Below are 23,017 nucleotides of genomic sequence, written 5' to 3' on the forward strand. Positions count from 1 at the left end.
GACACATGAAACGGACGGGGGTATGGCCTGACAGCCATACCCCCGTCCGTTTATCCATGCAAGACGCTGCGAATTCGCACGCGGACCGCCGCGGATCACTCCTCCACCGTCCAACCGCCGCCCAGCGCCTTGTAGAGCTGCACGAGCGCCAGATGCTCATCGCGCACGGCATTGTTCAGTCCGATCTGGGCATCGAAATAACGCCGCTGGGCATCGAGCACGTCGATGTAGTTGATGTTGCCGCCGCGATACTGGATCGTCGCCAGTTCGACGTATTTGATCGCCGCATCGCGCAGACTCTCCTTGCGTTCGGCCGAACGCCGGACGTTGCGGTAGGTCACCACCGCATCGTCGGTCTCCTTGAAGACCTCCAGCACCTTCTTTTCATACTTGAGCCGCGCCTGGTCATAGGCAGCCAGCGCCGCCCGGTACTTGGCCTGCTTGCGGCCGAATCCGAAGACCGGAGCCGTCACCGAACCCAGCACATACGAGAACGGCGATTCGAAAATATGCGACAGCACGCCGTTCTCCACACCGCCCGTCAGCGTGAAGTTGAGCCGCGGGAAGCGGTCGGCATAGGCCACCCCGACCCCGGCCAGGGCCGCCTGCAGTGCCTGCTCGGAGGCCCGCACATCGGGACGCCGCTGCAGCAGCACCGAGGGAATGCCCACCGGAAGTTTCTCCGGCATGGTGATGTTGAGCGACAGGCCGCTGCGGCGGATCCTCTCGCCCGGATAACCCGAAACCAGCAGCGAGATGCTGTTCTCCATCACCTTGATTTTCCGCTCGAGTTCCGGGATCAGCGCCGCCGTCGAGGCATACTCCACCTTTGCCTGCTGATAGACCGTCTCGGCCGTGAGACCGCCTTCGAAGCGCAGCTTCGCCAGACGCACGTCCTGACGCCGCGTCTCGAGCGTCTGCTTGACGATCGACAATTCGTTGTCGAGCGCCATCAACTGGAAATAGGCTGTCGCCACCTCCGCCACAAGCGTCATGCGCATGGCCCGCCACTCCTCGACCGACGCGAGGTATTCGGCACCGCCCTTGCGCTTGGCCCAGCGCAGGTTGCCCCAGAGGTCGAGCTCCCAGCTCACACCGACCTTGGCTCCCAGCTCGGGATCGTTGCTGAACGACTTCTGGTAGTAGTCGTTCGTCTCGCGGTCCCCATAGACGCGGGCCGAGAAGTCGGGCAGGCGGTTGGCCTTGTCGATGCGGTAGAGCTGCCGCATCTGCTCGACACGGGCCGCTGCGGCAAGCATGTCCTTGTTGTTGTCGAGCGTACGCTGAATGAGTTCGCAGAGCGCCGCGTCGCCGTAGAATTTCCACCACCCGATATCGGCAATGGTCGTCGAGTCGGTCACCCCGGCCACAAGCTGCTCGGGCAGGTTCAACTCCGGGGCCTTGCACTCGCGGACCGCCGAGCAGGAGGCCGAAAGCAGCGACCAGCCGCCAACGAGAAGATATGTCGTGAATCGTTTCATCGTTTCATTTTTTCTTTGATGCGGTAAATCCAGACGAAGAAGAAGGGGACAAAGACGATACCCACCGAAATGGCCACCAGCATGCCGAAGAAGACACCGGTGCCGATTCCCTGACGGCTGGCCGATCCGGGACCCGAGGCAAAGACCAGCGGGAGCAGGCCCAGGATGAATGCCAGCGAGGTCATCACGATCGGGCGGAAGCGCAGGTGCGCCGCCACGATGGCCGCCTCGATGACGTCGCGGCCCTTCTCGACCTCCTCCTTGGCGAACTCGACGATCAGGATGGCGTTCTTGGCCACCAGACCCACGAGCATCACCAGTCCGATCTGGAAGTAGATGTTGTTCTCCAGCCCGCAGACCCAGATACCGAGATAGGCGCCGATTCCGGCCACGGGAAGCGAGAGGATCACCGCCACGGGCACCGACCAGCTCTCGTACTGTGCCGCAAGGAACAGGAAGACGAAGAGGAACGCTAGGGCAAGGACCACTCCGGTCTGACCGCTCACGTGCTTCTCCTGATAGGAAAGGCCGCTCCACTCGACACCCACGTTGGCCGGGAGGTGCTCATCGACGATCCGCTCGAGGGCATCCATCGCCTGACCGGAGCTGTATCCGTGGGCCGCCTCGCCCGAGATGGTCGCCGCATTGAACATGTTGAAGCGCTTGATCGTACCCGGACCGGTCGTATAGTCGGTCGTACCGAGCGCCGTCACGGGAACCATCACCCCGTCGGCCCCGCGCACGAAGAAGAGGCTCAGGTTGTCGCGCCGCGCGCGGTAGGGCGCCTCCGCCTGGATGTAGACGCGGTAGATGCGGTTGAAGAGGTTGAAGTCGTTGATGTAGACCGACCCGGTGAAGGCCTTCATCGTCGAGAAGATGTCCGACATCGAGACGCCCAGCAGCTGGGCCTTGTCGCGGTCCACGTCGTAGTAGAGCTGCGGGATGTCGTTCTGCATCGAGGTCGAGAGCCCGGTCAGTTCGGGCGTCCGCTCGGCATAATACATCAAGGTATCGACGGCCATCTGCAGCTGCTCGTAGGTCATGTCGCTGCGCGCCTCGAGCACCATCTCGAAACCGCCCGACTGACCCAGACCCGGGATCACCGGCGGCGTCGAAAGGTAGACCTTGCTCTCGGGATAGCGGGAGAACTCCTCCCGCACGCGATTCATCACCTCGCTGATCTCCTGCGTCTCGCGCTCGTCCCACGGCTTGAGGATCACCGTCAGCTGGCTGTGGGCCTGGTTCGACCCCACACGGGGACTCGAACCCGTCACGTTGAGCACGTGCTCGATGTCGGGATCCTTCATCAGGTAAGCCATCGCACGGTCGGTCACCTCCCGCGTCCGCTCGATGGTCGCCCCCTCAGGCAGCTCCAGTTCGACGGTGAAGTAACCCTGGTCCTCCTGCGGCATGAAACTCTGCGGCACCAGACGGTTCATCAGCCAGATGCCGATGAGCACGATGCCGAAGGCGGCGAACATCCGCCGCGAATGGCTCAGCGCACGCACGATCGATTGGCCGTAGAAACGGTTGCCGCGCGCCAGGAAGTAGTTGATGTAACGGAAAATCTTGTTCTTCTTCTCGCCGCTCTCGGGACGCAGGAAGAGCGAGCACATCACCGGGCTGAGCGTCAGCGCCACGACCGTCGAGATGATCACCGACACGGCGATCGTGATGGTGAACTGGCGGTAGAGTTGGCCGGTGATGCCCGACAGGAAGCTCACCGGAACGAACACGGCGCACAGCACGAGCGACATGGCGATCAGGGCTCCGCCGAGGCTGCGCATGGCCTTCTTGGTGGCCTCGTAGGGCGAGAGGTGCTCCTCGTTCATGATGCGGTCCACGTTCTCGACCACGACGATGGCATCATCGACGACGATACCGATCGCCAGGATCAGACCGAGCAGCGTCAGCAGGTTGAGCGAGAATCCGAAGACGAGCATCACGCCGAACGTACCGATGAGCGAGATGGGCACGGCGACGATCGGGATGAGCGTGGCCCGCCAGCTCTGCAGCGACAGGAAGACCACGAGAATCACCAGGATAAGCGCCTCGAACAGTGTCCGGTAGACGTGATGAATCGACTCCGAAATGTAGGTCGTCATGTCGAACGGGATACTGTAGGTGATGCCCTCGGGGAAGTTGCGGCTGATCTCTTCCATGGTTGCCTTCACCGATTCGGCCACCTCGATGGCATTGGCGCCGGGCAGCATGTAGATATCCATTACGGCCGCGTTGCCACCGTCGATACCGCTCTCCGTACTGTACGACTGCGCCTCGAGCGAGATGTTGGCCACGTCGCGCAGGCGGATGATCGAACCGTCGGGATTGCCGCGGACGACAATCTCCTCGAACTGGCTCACCGACGACAGACGGCCCTGGGCCGTGATCGGGATCGTCACATCGACCCCCTCCATCGGAGCCTGGCCGAGCACGCCGGCGGCCGATTCGCGGTTCTGGTCCTTGAGGGCCTTCTGCAGGTCCTGCACCGTCACGCCGAGGTCGGCCAACTTGTCGGGCTGTACCCAGATCTGCATGGCGTAGTAGCGGCTGCCGACGTTCGACACGCGCCCCACGCCCGGGATACGGCGCAACATGTCCAGCACGTTGAGCGTGGCGTAGTTCGAGAGGTAGATCTCGTCGAATTTCGGATCGGACGACAGCAGCGTGATGGTCATCAGTTTGCTCGAGGCCTGCTTCTCGACCGATATGCCGTTCTGCACGACCTCGGCCGGGAGACGCGCCTCGGCCTCCTTGATGCGGTTCTGGATATCGACGGCCGCCAGGTCGGGATTCGTCGCGATGTCGAAGGTCACGGTCACGGAGAAACCTCCGGAGTTCGAGCTCGACGACTCCATGTAGATCATGCCCGGCGTACCGTTGAGCTCCTGCTCGATGGGGGTGGCCACAGCCTGCGTCACGGTCTGCGCATCGGCACCCGGATAGGTGGCCGAGACCTTCACCACGGGGGGCACGATCTGCGGATACTGATCGACGGGGAGCAGCATCAGGCCGATGGCACCCACGATGACGATGATGATGGAGAGGACCGTCGAGAAGACGGGCCTGTCGATGAAAAAGTCGCTCTTCATGGTCTACTCCTCGGTGTTAGCGGGTTGCTCCTCCTTGCGTACGGCAGCCACGGGCTCCACCTTCATGCCGTGCGAGAGTTTGTGGTAGCCCTCGACGACGATGCGTTCGGTGGACGAGAGGCCGCGCTCGATGACGACGTTGTTGCCGGCGATCTCGGGCCCCGTCTCGACGAAACGCTTCTCGACGACACTGTCCGGACGCACCACATAGATATAGGCTCCGCCCTTTTCGATCACGAGCGCCTTCGACGGCACCACCACGGCATCCTCGCGGACGTCGAGCAGCAGCTTCACCTTGGCGAACTGACCGGGCAGCAGGATGCGGTCGGGGTTGGCCATCTCGGCACGCACGGAGAAGGTACCCGTCTTGGGATCGACCTGCGGGTCGGCGAAATCGACCAGGCCGCGGTAGGGATAGACCGAGCCGTCGTCGAGCGTTACGGTGATGTAGGGGTTCCACTTGCGCGTGGTGTCCTTCTGTCCGAGATTGACGTTGCGCGCACGGCTGTGGAGGTAGTCGAGGGCCGTCATGCTGAAATCGACGCGCACCGTGTCGCTCTTGACCACGGTGGCCAGCAGCGACTTGCCACTCGGACCGACGAGCGTTCCGATATCGACGTTGCGTTCGGAGATGTAGCCCGACACGGGCGACTGCACGGTGGTATAGCTCAGCGTCATCTCGGCCTGCGTGAGGTCGGCCTCGCAGACCACCACGTCGGCCGCGGCGCTCTCGTAGGCCGCCGTGGCGTTGTCCAGGTCGAGCTGGCTGGCGGCATTCTGCTCGTAGAGCGGGCGGATGCGGTCCAGGTCGCGCTTGGCCTTGACGGCCTGCGCGCGGGCCTTTTCGAGCTGCGCCTTGGCCTTGTTGGCCCGGGCGCGGTAGAGCTTCGGGTCGATCACGAAGAGCGTCTGCCCGGCCTTGATGTAGGTACCCTCGGCAAAGAGCATCTTCTCGAGATACCCCTCGACGCGGGCACGGATCTCGACGAACTGCTGGGCACGGATGCGGCCCACGTATTCGCCGTAGATATTGACATCCTCGACCGTCACCGGCTCGACGGCCACCACGGGCAGCACGACCGGTACGGGGCGCGGCCGCAGCCAGAGGTAGAGCGCGCCGCCCACGACGGCCAGTCCCGCCACCAGAGCGATCCAGCGCCTGGGGGTCATCTTCACCCGCACGCGCGGCATGTGCTCCGACATTTCACGCTTGAGTTTTTCCAGATTGAGACTCTTCAAATCCGGTTTCATTTTGTCCAAATTCATACGCGGTTCGGTTCTTCAGTTTTCATGCGGCAAGGCCGCGACTCCATCCGGAGTATTCTCCCGAGAGGGTCAAACCCCGGGCCAAGCTGCCAAAAAAATCGTAAATTAGTTATTTCCAGCCCAATAATTGATCCGGGCGGCAAATATAGTGAAAATTTCCGTGGAATTATTCCACACCTTCCGGGGAGTTATTCCACAACTGCATTCCACACCGGGCGAACCACGCCCCGCAACAGGGTCCGGGCAACCCTCCGCGAGCATGCCGCCGTGCAGTGCCGCATGCCGTCCGGCTGTTCCCGAAAATACTTTTTTTGATCCCAAAACTACATTTTCCTTTCGGCCAGCACGCCTTTTTTCGTATATTTGTCTCCGAATCCCAAAATCCAAACCGATACGCCCCGCCATGAACAGAAACAGAAAAAAGAAATGGATCGTCACCGGCTCGATACTGCTCGTATTCTGTGGCGGTCTGTGGCTCTATAACCGCTACGGCAAGACCGACGGCCCGATCGCCCCGACCGAAGCCCCCGTTGCAACGGGACAGAAAAAGATCCTCAACGTCAATGGCCTCGTCCTGCGGCCGCAGACCTTCACCGACGCCATCTCGGTCATCGGCAACCTGCTGCCTGACGAGGAGGTGGACCTCTCGTTCGAGACCTCCGGCAAGATCGTGGAAATCAACTTCCGCGAAGGCACCCCCGTCCGCAAGGGCGACCTGCTGGCCAAGGTCAATGACCGGCCGCTGCAGGCGCAGCTGTCGCGCTACGAGGCGCAGCTCAAGCTGGCCGAGGACCGCGTCTACCGCCAGAGCGCCCTGCTCGAGAAGGACGCCGTCAGCCAGGAGGCCTACGAGCAGGCCCGTACCGAACTGGCGATCCTCAACGCCGACATCGCCATCGTCCGGTCGAACATCGCTCTCACGGAGCTGCGCGCCCCCTTCGACGGCGTGATCGGACTGCGCAACGTCAGCGAGGGAGCCTACGCCTCGCCGAGCGTTGTCGTGGCCAAACTGACGCGGATCGCCCCGCTCAAGATCGACTTCTACATCCCCGAACGCTACGCCAACCAGATCCGCCCGGGCACCCCCCTGACCTTCACGGTCGAGGGGCGCAACGAGACCTTCCGGGCCATGGTCTACGCCACCGAATCGAAGATCGACCCCACGACCCACCTCTTCTCCGTGCGGGCCCACTACCCCAACACGCAGGGGCTGCAGCTCCTGCCGGGCCGCTTCGCCACGGTGCGCATCCAGCTGCAGGAGATTCCCGACGCAATCGCCGTACCGACCGAGGCCATCGTACCCGAAATGGGCGTGGCGCGTGTCTTCCGCTACCGCAACGGCCGCGCCGAGGCCGTCGAGGTACAGACCGGCCTGCGCACCGACGCCTCGGTACAGATCCTCTCGGGGCTCCAGCCCGGCGACACGGTGATCACCTCCGGCACGCTCCAGCTCCGCACCGACCTTCCCGTGAAACTCGACGCCGTCGAATAACCCCCGCGCCGTATGAACATCTCCGAACTGAGCATCCGCCGCCCGGTGCTGGCCACCGTGCTGACGATCATCATCCTGCTGTTCGGCTTCATCGGATACAGCGCTCTGGGCGTGCGCGAATACCCGAGCGTCGATAACCCGATCATCTCGGTGTCGTGCTCCTATCCGGGCGCCAACGCCGACGTGATCGAGAGCCAGATCACCGAACAGCTCGAAAAGAACATCAACGGCATCCCCGGCATCCGCTCGCTGTCGAGCGTCAGCCGCCAGGGACAGAGCCGCATCACGGTCGAGTTCGAACTCTCGACCGACCTCGAAACCGCCGCCAACGACGTGCGCGACAAGGTGTCGCGCGCGCAGCGCTACCTGCCGCGCGACTGCGACCCGCCCACCGTCTCGAAAGCCGACGCCGACGCCACGCCGATCCTGATGGTCACGATCCAGAGCGCCAAACGCTCGCTGCTCGAGTTGAGCGAAATCGCCGACCTGACGGTCAAGGAGCAGTTGCAGACGATCAGCGACGTAAGTTCGGTGGAGATCTGGGGCGAGAAGCGCTACTCGATGCGCCTGTGGCTCGACCCGGCGAAGATGGCCGGATACGGCATCACGCCGATGGACATCAAGAGCGCCCTCGACCGCGAGAACATCGAGCTGCCGTCGGGCAGCATCGAGGGCAACACCACCGAGCTGACCATCCGCACGATGGGACTGATGCACACCACCGAGGAGTTCAACAACCTGGTGGTCCGCACCGAGGCGGGGCGCATCATCCGCCTGAGCGACGTGGGACGCGCCGAACTCGGCCCGCAGGACATGCGCAGCTACATGAAGATGAACGGCGTGCCGATGGTCGGCGTGGTGGTGATCCCGCAGCCGGGCGCCAACCACATCGACATCGCCGACGAGGTCTACAACCGCATGCAGACCATGCGCAAGGACCTTCCGGCCGACATCGTCACCGGCTACGGATTCGACAACACGCGCTTCATCCGCGCATCGATCGACGAGGTGAAACAGACCGTCTACGAGGCCTTCGTGCTGGTGATCATCATCATCTTCCTCTTCCTCCGCAACTGGCGCGTGACGCTCATTCCCTGCATCGTCATCCCGGTCTCGCTCATCGGCACCTTCTTCCTGATGTACCTGGCCGGTTTCTCGATCAACGTCCTCTCGATGCTGGCCGTGGTGCTCTCGGTCGGCCTTGTGGTGGACGACGCCATCGTGATGACCGAGAACATCTACATCCGCATCGAACGCGGCATGACCCCCTTCGAGGCAGGTATCGACGGTGCGAAGGAGATCTTCTTCGCCGTGATCTCGACCTCGATCACGCTGATCGCCGTCTTCTTCCCGATCGTCTTCATGGAGGGCACGACCGGACGCCTGTTCCGCGAGTTCAGCCTCGTCGTCTCGGGCGCCGTGCTGATCTCGACCTTCGCGGCGCTTACCGTCACGCCAATGCTCGCCACCAAGTTGCTCGTGCGCCAGGAGCGTAAAAACTGGTTCTACACCCGCACCGAACCCTTCTTTGTCGGGCTCAACAACCTCTACAGCCGCACCCTCTCGGCCTTCCTGCACCGCCGCTGGCTGGCCCTGCCGCTCGTCGCCGTCACCCTCGGTCTGATCGGCTGGCTCTGGAGCATGATCCCCTCGGAGATGGCCCCGCTCGAGGACCGTTCGCAGATCACGATCAACACCACCGGCTCGGAGGGCGCCACCTACGAATACATGCGCGACTACACGGAGGACATCAACCTGCTGGTCGATTCGCTCGTCCCGGAGGCCATGGCCGTCACGGCCCGCGTGTCGAGCGGGCGGGGCAACATCAGCATCGCCCTCGACAGCCTGGCCGGACGCACGCGCAGCCAGATGGAGATCGCCGAGGAGCTCTCGGCGGCCATCCGCACGAAGACCAAGGCCCGCGCCTTCGTACAGCAGCAATCGACCTTCGGCGGGCGGCGCGGCAACATGCCCGTGCAGTACGTGCTCCAGGCCACGACAATCGACCGCCTGCAGGAGGTGCTGCCCGAATTCATGAAGCGGGTCTACGAGAGCCCCGTCTTCCAGATGGCCGACGCCGACCTGAAGTTCAGCAAGCCCGAGGCGCGCATCACCATCAACCGCGACAAGGCCAACCTGATGGGGATCAGCACGCAGGATATCGCACAGACGCTCCAGTACGGACTCAGCGGCCAGCGTATGGGCTATTTCTACATGAATGGCAAGCAATACGAGATTCTGGCCGAGATCAACCGCCAGCAGCGCAACAAGCCCGCCGACCTGAGGTCGATCTACCTGCGCAACGACGAGGGCACGATGGTGCAGCTCGACAACCTCATCTCGCTCGAGGAGAACGTCGCCCCGCCGCAGCTCTACCACTACAACCGTTTCCTCTCGGCGACGATCTCGACGGGTCTGGCCAAGGGCCGCACCATCGGCGAGGGTCTCGACGAGATGGACCGCATCGCCCGCGAGGTGCTGCCCGACGACTTCCGCACGGCGCTGGCCGGCGACTCGAAGGAGTTCCGCGAGAGCTCGTCGAGCCTGATGTTCGCCTTCCTGCTGGCCATCGTGCTGATCTACCTGATCCTCGCGGCACAGTTCGAGAGCTTCAAGGACCCGCTGGTCATCATGCTCACCGTGCCGCTGGCCATCGCCGGAGCACTGGTCTTCATGTGGGGCGCCGGGCAGACGATGAACATCTTCAGCCAGATCGGCATCATCATGCTCATCGGCCTGGTGGCCAAGAACGGCATCCTGATCGTCGAGTTCGCCAACCAAAAACAGGAGGCCGGCGAACCGAAGATGCAGGCCATCCGCGATGCGGCACTCCAGCGCCTGCGCCCGATCCTGATGACCAGCGCCTCGACCATACTGGGCCTGCTGCCGCTGACGGTCGCCACGGGTGAGGGAGCCAACGGCCGCATCGCCATGGGCGTGGCCGTCGTGGGCGGCATGCTGGTCTCGACGCTGCTCACGCTCTACATTGTCCCGGCCATCTACAGCTACGTCTCCACGGACCGGAGCAAACGAACGAAAACCGACAACGCATGAAACGAACGTTCTTCACGCTGATGCTGCTCGGGCTTGGCCTCGGAGCGGCGGCCCAGGAGCTGCAGACGCTCCGCGAATACCTCGAAGCGGGACTCGAGCGCAACTACGACATACGGATCATCCGCAACGAGGAGCGCATTTCGGACAACAACGCCACGGCGGCCAATGCGGGCAAACTCCCGACCATCGACCTCTCGGCCGGATACACGGGACGGCTGGACAACGACCGCACGACGCCGCGCGGGGGCGACCCGGTCACCGAAAACGGGATCTACAACCAGACGTTCGACGTCGGACTGGCGGTGAACTGGACCCTCTTCGACGGCTTCCGCATCCGCGCCGAGTATGCGAAACTCGAGGAGCTGAAGGCCAAGGGCGCCCTGCAGACCCGGCTGACGATCGAGGACTTCATCGCCTCCTTCACGGCAGAATACTACAACTTCGTGCAGCAGAAGCTGCGCCTGGGCAACTACCTCTACGCCATGGCCCTCTCGCGCGAACGGCTGCGCATCGCCGAAGAGTGGTACCGCGTAGGCAGTTCGGCGCGGCTCGACGTGCTCCAGGCCCGCGTGGACTTCAATGCCGACAGTTCGCAGTACATGTCGCAGCAGGAGGCCGTCACCGCCTCGCGCATCCGCCTCAACGAACTGCTGGCCAACGAGGAGCTCGACCGGAAGCTCCACGTGCGCGACTCGCTGATCGCCATCGACGCCGACCTGGAGTGGGAACGCCTCATGGCCCAAACCCGCGAAACGAACGCCTCGCTGCTGCTGGCCGACCGCGACAACACGATCTCCGAACTGGAACTCGAGAGCATCCGCTCACGCAACTACCCCTACCTGAAACTGCAGGCCGGATACGGCTACACGCACAACCGCTACGGCGGCGGGGCAAACCGATCGAACGGCACGCTGGGGCTGAATGCCGGGGTGCAGGTGGGCTTCACGATCTTCGACGGGAACCGCCGCCGGGAGCAGCGCAACGCCCGAATCGGCATCGAGAATGCCCGCCTGACGCGCATGCAGCTCGAACAGTCGCTCATGGCCGACCTTGCGACCTTCTGGCAGGCCTACCGCAACAACCTCGAGGTGATCCGCCTCGAGGAGGAGAACCTCACGGCCGCCCGCGAGAACTACCGTATCGCCATGGAGCGCTACCGGCAGGGTGAACTGCCGGGAATCGAGATGCGCGAGGCACAGAAGAGCCTGCTCGACGCCGAGGAGCGCATCCTCACGGCACAGTACAACACGAAACTCTGCGAGATCTCGCTGCAGCAGATCAGCGGCAACGTCACCGTCTACCTGCAATAGCGTCCGTCACGCAACGCATCGATACGGGGCATGCGGTCCGGGGCCGCATGCCCCGTCCGTTCCACAAAACCCCGTCCCTTCACGGCATCCGTCCAAACACCCCGCCCCAGGCGCCACCCTGTCGCCTCTTCCGGCGGCCGAACCGCCCCTCGCCAAACAGACTGCGGCCACATCCATCACCCGACCCGCCCGCAGGAAGGATCGTCCCGATTAAATATTTTCCATTAGAAATTTGTTTTATTAGAAAATATTCCACACCTTTGCATCGGAAACAAACAACGAACCGAAAAACATGAACAAACTGCTGCTGGCGGCATGGGCCCTTCTCGCAACGGCCGGAGCCGCAACCGCACAAACCGAAAACGACACGAAGATGAAACCGATTGCAATGACCCGGGCCGACTTCCTCCAGAAGGTGGCCGACTACGAAAAGAATCCCGACACATGGCATTATCTGGGCGACAAACCTGCCGTCATCGACTTCTACGCCTCCTGGTGCGGTCCCTGCCGGGCGCTGGCCCCCGTACTCGACGAACTGGCCGCCAAATACGGTGAGGAGATCTACGTCTACAAGATCGATGTGGACAGCGAGCAGGAGCTGGCCGCCGTGTTCGGCATCCGCTCGATCCCGACGCTGCTCTTCATCCCGACCGAAGGCAACCCGCGGATGGTAACCGGCATGCAGCCGAAGAACGTTCTCGAACAACAGATCCGGGAGATCCTCCCCGCACGGTAATGGCCCTGACGATCGACCCGGGGCTCTGCCCCCAAAATCACGCCTGCCCGCTGGTGAAGCTCTGCCCCGCAGGGGCCATCTCGCAGACGGGCCATGGACTGCCGGTGATCGATGCCGCCCGATGCATCGAGTGCGGCAAATGCCAGCGACACTGCGGCATGCAAGCCGTCCGCAAAGATACGGGCCACACAACCGGCATGTAAGCCCACGCCTTCCGGGAGCCCTCCCGAATGCACTGGTACGTCCCGTACCAATTTCCGCACGGCGGGAAATTCCCCTTTCCGGGGAGTTTCCCGCCTTCATTTTCGGGACTTTACACTTTTCAGCCAAACAGACCCGCCGCACTACGATTTTACCGGCATTTTGCTCAAAAGGTAATAATTCGATGCAAAATTCGGATTTCCGATTAAAAAACACTATATTTGTAAAATCCGAAAAAACCGCAACCCTATGGCCAATCGAGAACTTTTGCTCGGAGATGAAGCCCTCGCACTGGGCGCCCTCCATGCCGGTCTGTCGGGCGTCTACGCCTATCCCGGCACCCCCTCCACCGAAATCACGGAATACATCCAGAACCACCCGCTCGCTGCCGAGCGAAACGTCCACTGCAAATGGTCGGCCAACGAGAAGACCGCCATGGAAGAGGCCCTCGGCATGTCGTTCTGCGGCAAACGGGCGCTGGTCTGCATGAAGCACGTCGGCATGAACGTCGCCGCCGACGCCTTTGTCAATTCGGGCATGACCGGAGCCAACGGCGGCCTGGTGGTCGTCGCGGCCGACGACCCGTCGATGCACTCGTCGCAGAACGAACAGGACTCGCGCTTCTACGGCAAATTCGCCTTCATCCCGGTCTTCGAACCCTCCACCCAGCAGGAGACTTACGACATGGTGCGCTACGCCTTCGACTACTCGGAGCGCTTCCACATCCCCGTACTGATGCGCCTGACCACGCGCATGGCCCACTCGCGCGCCGTCGTCGAGACGGCCCCGGCCCGCGAACCGAACGCCTACGCCTGCCCCGCCCCCGAACGCATGCGCCAGTGGGTGCTCATGCCGGGCAACTCGCGCGTGCGCTACAACACGCTGCTCGAGGAGTATGCCCGCTTCGAGGAGGAGGCTGCCGCCAGCCGCTTCAACACCTTCCGCGACGGGGCCGACCGCTCGCGGGGTATCATCGCCTGCGGCATCGCCTACAACTACCTGATGGAGAACTATCCCGACGGATGCCCGCACCCCGTGCTCAAGATTGCACAATACCCGCTGCCGCGCGCCGAAGTCCGCCGACTGGCCTCGCAGTGCGATTCGCTGCTGGTCATCGAGGAGGGGCAGCCGCTCGTCGAGGAGCAGCTCCGCGGCATTCTGGAGACCCCGCTGCCCATCCGCGGCCGCATGTCGGGTGAACTGCCCCGCACGGGCGAACTTACCCCCGACAGCGTGCGCCGCGCCCTCGGGCTGGAGCCCCACGAAGCCCATGCCGCCAGCCAGATCGTCGTACCGCGTCCGCCCGCCCTGTGCCAGGGCTGCGGCCACCGCGACATGTACACGGCACTGACCGAAGTGGTCCGCGAATACGACAACGCCCGTGTATTCAGCGACATTGGCTGCTACACGCTGGGCTGGCTTGCGCCGTTCCACGCCATCGACACCTGCGTGGAGATGGGCGGATCGATCACCATGGCCAAAGGCGCCGCCGATGCGGGCCAGCATCCCTCAATTGCCGTCATCGGCGACTCGACCTTCACCCACTCGGGCATGACAGGTCTGCTCGACGCCGTAAACGAACAGGCCAACATCACGGTCATCATCTCCGACAACCTCACCACGGGCATGACGGGCGGACAGGACTCGGCCGGAACGGGCCGTCTGGAGCAGATCTGCGCCGGCATCGGCGTCGATCCGGCCCACATCCGCGTCGTGGTGCCCCTGCCGCGCAACCGCGAGGAGCTCAAGGCGATGATCCGCGAGGAGATCGCCTACCGGGGCGTCTCGGTGATCATCCCGCGCCGGGAGTGCATCCAGACCGCCAAACGCCACAACGCGGCCAAAACCGCCAAGAGCGCCGAATAAACCGCAGCCCGGTACCCCGCCCGTCATCGGGCGGGGCCCGGGCCTGAAGTCGTGAAACCAAAAACTACGCAACACATGAAACGCGATATCATCCTTTCGGGCGTCGGAGGACAGGGCATCCTCTCGATCGCCACCGTCATCGGACGGGCCGCCCTCGCCGAAGGGCTCCAGATCAAACAGGCCGAAGTCCACGGCATGAGCCAGCGCGGCGGCGACGTGCAGTCGAACCTGCGCATCTCGTCGGAGACGATCCACTCGGACCTGATCCCGCAGGGCGGCGCCGACATCATCATCTCGCTCGAACCGATGGAGGCCCTGCGCTACCTGCCGTGGCTCTCGGCCTCGGGCTGGGTGATCACCAACACGGCCCCCTTCGTCAATATTCCGAACTATCCCGATGCCGGGGCGCTCACGGCCGAACTGAGGGGACTTCCCCACGCCGTGGCCATCGACATCGACACGCTGGCCCGCGAAGCCGCTTCGCCCCGCTCGGCGAACATGGTGCTGCTGGGCGCCGCCGCCCCCTTCCTCGGCATCGAGGCCGGGAAGTTCGAGGCCGGCATACGCGACATCTTCGCCCGCAAGGGCGAGGCCGTCGTGGAGATGAACCTCAAGGCATTCCGCGCCGGCTACGAGGCGGCCCGAAAACAGGCAGAACGATGAACGTACCTTTTGACCGGAGCGTCCTCCGCACGGCTCTCGAGCGGATGGACATCGCGGACATCGCACAGGCGACGATCCGCCAGTCGGGCGACATCGCCCGCATGATGGAGCGCGACACGCAGACCGAATTCCTCCACCTGGAGATGGGCATTCCGGGACTCCCGCCCGAACGGGTAGGCGTCGAGGCCGAATGCGCCGCCCTGCGCGCCGGCGTAGCCTCGCAGTATCCCAACATGTTCGGCATCCCGGAGCTCAAGGAGGCGGCATCACGCTTCCTTCGGGCCTTCCTCGACATCGAGATCGCCCCGAAGGGATGCATCCCGACCGTCGGCTCGATGCAGGGAAGCTACAACACCTTCCTGCTCTGCTCGCAACTCAACCCCGCGAAGCGCAAGATCCTCTTCATCGACCCGGGCTTCCCCGTACAACGCAGCCAGGTGCGTATCCTGGACATCCCGAGCGAATCGTTCGACATCTACGACTACCGCGCCGAGAAACTCGGCCCGAAGATCGAAAGCTACCTGGCGGCAGGCGACGTGGCGGCCATCGTCTACTCGAACCCCAACAATCCGGCGTGGATCTGCCTGACGGAGGACGAACTGCGCACGATCGGCGAACTGGCCACACGCTACGACGCCATCGTCATCGAGGACCTCGCCTACCTCTGCATGGACTTCCGCAAGCCGCTCGGCCGCCCCTTCGAAGCCCCTTACCAGGCCACCGTGGCCCGCTATACGAAAAACTGGATCCTGATGGTCTCCGGATCGAAGATCTTCAGCTACGCCGGGCAGCGCATCGCCATCGCGGCCATCTCCGACGGACTCTTCGACCGCGAATACCCGGCCCTGCGCGAACGCTACAACATCGGGCGGCTGGGCGACGCCTTCGTGCTGGTCTTCCTCTACGCCGCCTCGTCGGGCACGAGCCACTCGGCCCAGCACGCCCTGGCCGCCATGTTCTGCGCGGCGGCCGACGGCACGCTCGACTTCGTCGGCGAGACCTCCGAATATGCACGCCGCGCCCGGCTCACCAAGGAGATCTTCCTCCGCCACGGCTTCCGCATCGTCTACGACAAGGACCAGACCGAGTCGGTGAGCGACGGTTTCTTCTACACGATCGGATACGGCAGGATGACCAGCTCGGAGCTGTTGAGCGAACTGCTGCTCTACGGCATCTGCGCCATCTCGCTCACCTCGACGGGCAGCCACCAGCACGGCATCCGCGTCTGCATCTCGCAGATGAACCGCCCCGAACAGTTCACCCTGCTCGACGAACGGCTCGCAGCCTTCGCCCGGGACCACGCCTAAAAACACGGAATCGACATGCGACTCACCACACCCGCCGAAGCGGTAAAACTGATCCGCTCGCACCAAAGCGTCTACATCCAGGGCAGCACCTCGATCCCCGAGGTGCTCGTCCGCGCCATGGCCGACCGCGGCCCGGAACTCGAGGGCGTCACCGTCTACTCGGGCTTCGCCGTCGGACGCGCCGATGCACCCTATTGCCGCCCCGAATACCGCGAATCGTTCCTCGTGAACAGCCTCTTCGTGGCCAACAACATCCGCCGCTGGCTCGCCGACGGCTACGGGCAATCGACCCCGGCCTTCCTGGGCGAAATCCCGGGGCTGTTCCGCGACGGCACGCTGCCCGTCGATGTGGCGCTCCTCAACGTCTCGCGCCCCAACGAAGAGGGTTACTGCTCCTACGGCGTCTCGGCCGACCTCGCGGTCTCGGCCGTCGAGTGCGCCCGGACGGTCATCGCGCAGATCAACCCCGCGATGCCCTTCTCCTACGGCGACGCCCTGATCCACACGTCGCGCATCGCCGCGGCCGTCGAGGTGGACGACCCGCTTGTGGAGGTCCCGACGGCCGTACCGACCGAGATCGAACGCCGCATCGGCGCCCACATCGCCGAACTGATCCCCGACGGAGCCACGCTCCAGATCGGCGTCGGCGGCATCCCGAACGCCGTGCTGGCGGCCCTGGCCGACCACAAGCACCTCGGGCTGCACACCGAGGCGATGACCGACGGCGTGCTGCCGCTGATCGAGAGCGGCGTGATCGACAACTCGCAGAAGCGCGTCATGCCGGGCATATCGGTCGCCTCGCTGGCCCTCGGCTCCCGCCGGCTCTACGACTACATGGACTATCGCAAGGACCTGGTGATGAAGGACGTGGCCTGGACCAACGACCCGTTCCGCATCCGCGAGAACCCGAAGGTCATGGCCATCAACTCGGCCGTGGAGGTAGATCTCACGGGACAGGTTTGCGCCGACTCGGTCGGCACGCGCATCATCTCGGGCGTCGGCGGCCAGCACGACTTCATGTACGGAGGCTCGCTCTCGGAGGGCGGCAAGACCTTCATCGCCATCCCTTCGACGACCTCCAAGGGCGAATCGAAGATCAAGGCGCTGCTCACGCCCGGCGCCGGCGTGGTGACCACGCGACACATGATCCAGCACGTGGTCACCGAATACGGAGTGGCCCACCTGCGCGGACGCAACCTCGCCGAACGGGCCCGGGCGCTGATCGCCATCGCCCACCCCTCGGTCCGCGAGGAGCTGGAACGCGCCGCCGCCGAACGCTTCGGCTACTCGTTCCTCCGCCTGCACTGACATCCGGGTCCGGAGCTTTCGGCTCCGGACCTTTTTTCACCCGCACATCCATCCGCCATGTACCGCAAATACCTCTTCTTCGACCTCGACGGCACACTCACCGACTCGATGCCCGGCATCACCCGCTCGGTGCGGTACGCCCTGGAACGCCTCGGCATCGAGGTTCCGGACCTGCAGTCGCTCGTCCGCTTCGTCGGCCCGCCACTCAAGGAGTCGTTCATGACCTTCTACGGCATGACCGCCGCAGAGGCCGAACGGGCCATCGCCCTCACGCGCGAATACTTCGTGCCGAAGGGCATGTTCGAAAACGAGCTCTACACCGGGGTCCCGGAGCTGCTCGATGCCACCCGCCGCGCCGGCTGCGTGAATGTCATGGCCACCTCGAAACCCGAACCGTTCGCCCGGCAGATCGCCGCACACTTCGGCATCGACACCCGCTTCGAACTCATTTCGGGCAGCTCGCTCGACGGATCGCGGACCACGAAGGCCGAAGTAATCGGCCACGCACTCCGCACACTGGGCATCACCCCCGAGGAGGCGGTGATGATCGGCGACCGCCGCCACGACATCGAGGGGGCCGCCGCAACGGGCCTCACGGCGATCGGTGTCCGCTGGGGTTACGCCCCCGAGGGCGAGCTGGAAGCAGCTCGGCCGGCCGCCATCGCCGACGATATCGACGCCCTGCGCCGCCTGCTGCTCGAAGGACTTCCCTCCTGACGCGGCCGCGAGGCCGAACGGGCCCCGTCCGACAGGGGCAGGAGCGGCGGATCCGCACGCAATGCACGCCGGGAAGTGTTTTTCCGGACCCGAGCCTGCAATCCGTAAGGGATACAATCCAAAAAGACGATCCATATTATTGTTTTTCGATAAAAAGGATCGTCTTTCGGATTTATTTGTTACCTTTGCTTTCGGGCATGGCCCGACGGATAACAAATTATCTCCCCGAAGATCCCTGATGCAGCGCACATATGATCATCAAACTCGAAAATCTGAACAAAACCTATAACAACGGCTCACCGCTCCACGTCCTCAAGGGCATCAACCTCGAAGTGGAGCAGGGCGAGCTGGTCTCGATCATGGGAGCGTCGGGCTCCGGGAAATCAACCCTGCTGAACATCCTCGGCATCCTGGACTACTACGACAGCGGCTCCTCGGCATCCTGGACGACTACGACAGCGGCTCCTACTACCTGGCCGGGCGCCTGATCAAGAATCTCACGGAGACGCAGGCCGCCGCGGCCCGCAACCGGATGATCGGCTACATCTTCCAGTCGTTCAACCTGATCAGCTACAAGAACGCCATGGAGAACGTCGCCCTGCCGCTCTACTACCAGGGCGTGCCGCGCCGCAAGCGCAACGCCATGGCCCTCGAATACCTCGACACCCTCGGACTGCGCGACTGGGCCGGGCACATGCCCAACGAGATGTCGGGCGGACAGAAGCAGCGCGTGGCCATCGCCCGGGCGCTGATCAACCGCCCGCAGATCATCCTGGCCGACGAACCCACGGGAGCCCTCGACAGCAAGACCTCGCAGGAGGTAATGGACCTCCTGCGCCGGGTCAATGTCGAGATGGGCATGACGATCATCTGCGTCACGCACGAACAGGCCATCGCCGACCAGACGGACCGGATCATCCGCCTGACGGACGGCGTCATCGGCAGCATCACCGAAACCGGACAGGGAAGACGATGAGGGAGCTGCTGCTGGAGATATGGACCTCGGTGCGGAGGAACAAGCTGCGCACCTTCCTCACGGGCTTCTCGGTCGCGTGGGGCATCTTCATGCTCGTCATCCTGCTCGGCTCGGGCAACGGGCTGAAGAACGGCGTGGAGTCAAACTTCGGGGACTACGCCACCAACTCGATCACCCTCTACGGAGGCTGGACCTCGAAGGAGTGGAAGGGCTACGACCGCAACCGCCGCATCCGCCTCACGAACCACGACCTGGAGATCCTCGAAAAGGAGTTCCCCGAGGTCGATGAGGTAGCGGCCAACTCCTGGCTCTCGTCGAAGAAACTCGCCTACGGGGGCAACTTCATGGAAGCCTCGCTGCGCGGCTCGCTGCCCAAGGTGGCCCGGATCGAGGGGATCAAGATCGCCAAGGGGCGTTTCATCAACGAAGCCGACATCCGCGAGTACCGCAAATCGGCGCTCATCGACGAGGAGACGGCGCTCGTGCTCTTCCAGGGCGCCGATCCGCTCGGCAAGTTCATCCGCGTGGACAGCCTCACCTTCAAGGTCGTGGGCGTCACGAAGGGCGACGCCATGCGCAACAGCGCCACCTGCATCATTCCGCTCACCACCGGACAACTCGTCTACAAGGCCAACGAACCCTACATCAACGACGCCATCATCACGGTCAAGGAGATCCGCACGGACCGCGAGATGGAGGAGTTCGAGCGGCGGATCAAGGGCCGCCTGGCCGCCGAGCACGACTTCGACCCCACGGACGACAGCGCCATCTGGATCAACAACACCATGGAGCGCGTCAAGGACATGATGATCGTCTTCGGGGGCATCAACCTCTTCGTCTGGATCATCGGCCTGGGCACGCTGCTGGCGGGCGTCGTCGGCGTAAGCAACATCATGCTCGTGACGGTCTCGGAGCGCACGGCCGAATTCGGCATCCGCAAGGCCCTCGGGGCCAAGCCCCGGTCGATCATCCGGCTGATCCTCACCGAGTCGGTCATGATCACCGCAGCCTTCGGCTACATGGGCATGGTGCTCGGCGTGGCGGTGATGGAGGCGGTGAACTACTACATGACCCAAACCCCGGCCGACGCCTCGGAGACGGGTTTCTCCCCGACGATCTTCCTCGACCCGACACTCAACCTCGGCGTGGCCGTAAGCGCCACGGTGGTGCTCATCGTCGCGGGGATCATCGCCGGATACGTCCCGGCCTACCGCGCCGCCCAACTGAAAACGATCGACGCCTTGCGCTATAACAAATAGAGACGATGGGATTCTTCGACACAGACCGCTGGAACGAAATCTGGCAGACGATCCGCCGAAACCGCAAGCGCAGCATCATGACGGCGCTGGGCGTCTTCTGGGGCATCTTCATGCTCACGGTGCTGCTGGGTGCCGGCATGGGGCTGGGACGCCTGTTCCGGGCCCAGCTGGGCGAAACCTCGACCAACACGGTGCTGATGAACACCGGGCGCACGTCCATCCCCTACAAGGGCATGCCCACCGGCCGGGCGTGGAACCTCGAGAACGACGACGTCGAGGCCATAAAGAAGCTCCCCGAGGTGAAATACGCCGCCGGCATGGTGTGGGCCAACCAGTTCTACGCCAGCCACGGCGACCGCAAGGGCGAATACTACGTCATGGGCCACATGCCCGACTACCAGAAGATCAATCCCGAGAAACTCGTCTACGGACGCTACATCAACGACCTGGACATGGAGCGCAAGCGCAAGGTCTGCCTGATCGGCACACAGATCTGGAAGGACCTCTTTCCCGGAGGCGAGGATCCGACGGGCAAGACGATCCTGCTCCAGGGATCGCAATTCACGGTCGTAGGCGTCCTCAAGCGCCAGAGCAACATGATGACGTTCAGCGACGTGGAGCGCACGATCATCCTTCCCGCCACGCTCGTCCAGCAGATGTTCGGCATGGGACGCACGATCCACATGCTGGCCGCCGTGGGCCACAACGACGTGCCGCCGCGCATCCTCGAGCGGGCTGTCAAAGCCCCGGTCTTCGCACGCCACATCATCTCACCGGACGACCCCCGTGCGGCGTGGGTGATGACCACCGCGGAGTTCATCACCAAGGTGAACAGCCTCTTCTGGGGCATCGGACTGCTGACCTGGATCGTGGGTCTGGGCACGCTGCTGGCGGGCATCGTCGGCGTGAGCAACATCATGCTCGTACTGGTCAAGGAGCGCACGCAGGAGATCGGCATCCGCCGCGCACTGGGCGCCCCGCCGCGTGCCATCATCTCGCAGATCCTCTCGGAGAGTTTCGTGCTGACGTTCATCGCCGGGGTGCTGGGGCTTACGGCGGGCGTGGGGCTGCTCTCCGTCGCCGATTCGATCTACCACCAGGCCGTCGTCATTGCCCAGGAGGGCACCGACGTCTCGTGGCAGATCTCCTTCCAGACGGGCATGCTCTCGCTGGCGATCCTCATCGCCGGGAGCCTGCTGGCGGGCGTCATCCCCGCAGGCCGCGCCCTGAAGATCAAAGCCGTGGATGCCATCCGCGAAGAATAGAGGCAAAAACAAACAAATACCGCATAAGTCATGAAGAAAGTGCTGAAAATTTTCCTGGGTGTGCTCTTTGCCGCACTGCTCATCGGGACCTTCGTGTTCCTGTGGCAGAAAACCCGTCCAGTGAAGGTCGTCTATGCGATCGTGCAGCCCAAAACGGACACACTGAGGCAGTACGTGGTCGCCACGGGTAAGGTGCAGCCCCGCGACGAGGTGGAGATCAAGCCCCAGATCTCGGGCATCATCTCCGATGTCTACAAGGAGGCCGGCGAGACGGTCCGCCAGGGCGAGGTCATCGCCACGGTGAAGGTGATCCCGGAGATGGGCCAGCTCTCGAGCGCCGAGTCGCGCGTCTCGGTGGCCGAGATCTCCCTGGCGCAGGTCACCCGCGAATACGAGCGCACGAAGGCGCTCTACGAGAAGGGCGTCGTCTCGGCCGAGGAGGCCGAACAGGGGCGCACGGAGTTCGAGAAGGCCGATGAGGAGCTGCGCAATGCCCGGGAGAACCTCGAGATCGTCAAGGAGGGCATCGCCAGCCGCTTTGCCGAGCTGAGCAACACGCAGATCCGTTCGACGATCGACGGCATGATCCTCGACGTGCCGATCAAGGTCGGCAACTCGGTGATCCAGGCCAACACGTTCAACGACGGCACGACGATCGCCACCGTGGCCGACATGTCGAACATGCAGTTCCAGGGCAATGTCGATGAGACGGACGTGGGCAAACTCCACGAGGGCATGCCCGTGAAGCTGACCATCGGCGCCCTGCAGGACGTCGAGCTGGACGCCACGCTGGAGTATGTAGCCCCGAAGTCCACGGAGAGCAACGGCGTGATCCTCTTCGAGGTGAAGGCCGCCGTACAGATTCCCGAAGGGGTCTTCGTCCGCGCCGGATACAGCGCCAACGCCAGCATCGTGATCCAGAGCCGCGACGGGGTGCTGACCCTGCCCGAGGCATGCGTGGAGTTCGAGGGCGACAAGACCTATGTGCAGACGCTCACCTCCCCCGCGGATTCGGAAGAGCAGA

General features: G+C 63.5%; 16 protein-coding genes and 1 pseudogene. 14 read left to right on the forward strand and 3 right to left on the reverse strand.

What is annotated here, in order from left to right:
• Nucleotides 1-95: 95 nt before the first annotated feature.
• The 3 genes from QZL63_RS00900 to QZL63_RS00910 are packed head-to-tail and all read right to left on the reverse strand — an operon-like array spanning nt 96 to nt 5,839.
• The gene (locus QZL63_RS00900) at nt 96-1,481 is read right to left on the reverse strand and encodes an efflux transporter outer membrane subunit (protein WP_022307473.1); all 1,386 of its coding nucleotides are present in this window, start codon (nt 1,479-1,481) and stop codon (nt 96-98) included.
• Nucleotides 1,478-4,573, reverse strand: a complete 3,096-nt coding sequence (locus tag QZL63_RS00905) for an efflux RND transporter permease subunit (RefSeq protein ID WP_022307474.1) — start codon at nt 4,571-4,573, stop codon at nt 1,478-1,480. Before QZL63_RS00905 ends, QZL63_RS00900 begins: the two co-directional genes overlap by 4 nt.
• A 3-nt stretch (nt 4,574-4,576) precedes the next feature.
• Nucleotides 4,577-5,839, reverse strand: coding sequence for an efflux RND transporter periplasmic adaptor subunit (locus tag QZL63_RS00910; RefSeq protein ID WP_374045369.1), 1,263 nt, complete (start codon nt 5,837-5,839; stop codon nt 4,577-4,579).
• A 403-nt stretch (nt 5,840-6,242) separates the two neighbouring features.
• Here QZL63_RS00910 and QZL63_RS00915 point away from each other — a divergent pair, with 403 nt between their 5' ends.
• From QZL63_RS00915 to QZL63_RS00980, 14 genes and pseudogenes are all read left to right on the forward strand, one after another.
• Nucleotides 6,243-7,331 carry an efflux RND transporter periplasmic adaptor subunit gene (locus QZL63_RS00915; RefSeq protein ID WP_022307476.1) on the forward strand — a complete coding sequence of 363 codons (1,089 nt, stop codon included), beginning with the start codon at nt 6,243-6,245 and terminating at the stop codon, nt 7,329-7,331.
• A gap of 12 nt (nt 7,332-7,343) precedes the next feature.
• Nucleotides 7,344-10,385, forward strand: a complete 3,042-nt coding sequence (locus tag QZL63_RS00920) for an efflux RND transporter permease subunit (RefSeq protein WP_022307477.1) — start codon at nt 7,344-7,346, stop codon at nt 10,383-10,385.
• Nucleotides 10,382-11,695 carry a TolC family protein gene (locus QZL63_RS00925; protein ID WP_022307478.1) on the forward strand — a complete coding sequence of 438 codons (1,314 nt, stop codon included), beginning with the start codon at nt 10,382-10,384 and terminating at the stop codon, nt 11,693-11,695. Before QZL63_RS00920 ends, QZL63_RS00925 begins: the two co-directional genes overlap by 4 nt.
• 292 nt (nt 11,696-11,987) lie before the next feature.
• Nucleotides 11,988-12,431, forward strand: coding sequence for a thioredoxin (gene trxA, locus QZL63_RS00930; protein WP_022307479.1), 444 nt, complete (start codon nt 11,988-11,990; stop codon nt 12,429-12,431).
• Nucleotides 12,431-12,634, forward strand: coding sequence for a 4Fe-4S binding protein (locus tag QZL63_RS00935; RefSeq protein ID WP_022307480.1), 204 nt, complete (start codon nt 12,431-12,433; stop codon nt 12,632-12,634). Before trxA ends, QZL63_RS00935 begins: the two co-directional genes overlap by 1 nt.
• A 247-nt stretch (nt 12,635-12,881) precedes the next feature.
• Entirely contained in the window at nt 12,882-14,498 is a 1,617-nt protein-coding gene (locus QZL63_RS00940) for a thiamine pyrophosphate-dependent enzyme (RefSeq protein WP_022307481.1), read from the forward strand.
• 75 nt (nt 14,499-14,573) lie between these two features.
• Nucleotides 14,574-15,161 (forward strand): indolepyruvate oxidoreductase subunit beta, encoded by a 588-nt coding sequence (locus QZL63_RS00945; protein ID WP_022307482.1) that lies wholly within the window; start codon nt 14,574-14,576, stop codon nt 15,159-15,161.
• Nucleotides 15,158-16,468: an aminotransferase class I/II-fold pyridoxal phosphate-dependent enzyme gene (locus QZL63_RS00950; RefSeq protein ID WP_022307483.1), complete on the forward strand. Its 1,311-nt coding sequence runs from the start codon at nt 15,158-15,160 to the stop codon at nt 16,466-16,468. The genes QZL63_RS00945 and QZL63_RS00950 overlap by 4 nt, the downstream gene beginning before the upstream one ends.
• A gap of 15 nt (nt 16,469-16,483) precedes the next feature.
• The gene (locus QZL63_RS00955; protein WP_022307484.1) at nt 16,484-17,776 is read left to right on the forward strand and encodes an acetyl-CoA hydrolase/transferase family protein; all 1,293 of its coding nucleotides are present in this window, start codon (nt 16,484-16,486) and stop codon (nt 17,774-17,776) included.
• 57 nt (nt 17,777-17,833) lie between these two features.
• Nucleotides 17,834-18,493 carry an HAD family hydrolase gene (locus tag QZL63_RS00960; protein ID WP_022307485.1) on the forward strand — a complete coding sequence of 220 codons (660 nt, stop codon included), beginning with the start codon at nt 17,834-17,836 and terminating at the stop codon, nt 18,491-18,493.
• 254 nt (nt 18,494-18,747) lie between these two features.
• Nucleotides 18,748-19,469: pseudogene (locus QZL63_RS00965) on the forward strand (ABC transporter ATP-binding protein).
• Nucleotides 19,466-20,728, forward strand: a complete 1,263-nt coding sequence (locus QZL63_RS00970; RefSeq protein WP_022307488.1) for an ABC transporter permease — start codon at nt 19,466-19,468, stop codon at nt 20,726-20,728. The pseudogene QZL63_RS00965 and the gene QZL63_RS00970 overlap by 4 nt, the downstream one beginning before the upstream one ends.
• 5 nt (nt 20,729-20,733) lie before the next feature.
• Nucleotides 20,734-21,993, forward strand: a complete 1,260-nt coding sequence (locus tag QZL63_RS00975; protein WP_022307489.1) for an ABC transporter permease — start codon at nt 20,734-20,736, stop codon at nt 21,991-21,993.
• 30 nt (nt 21,994-22,023) lie between these two features.
• Nucleotides 22,024-23,017 (forward strand): efflux RND transporter periplasmic adaptor subunit (locus tag QZL63_RS00980; protein ID WP_290585425.1); only part of this gene is annotated, 994 nt, incomplete at its 3' end.

Source organism: Alistipes sp. CAG:268 (assembly GCA_000434235.1).
GTDB lineage: Bacteria > Bacteroidota > Bacteroidia > Bacteroidales > Rikenellaceae > Alistipes > Alistipes avistercoris.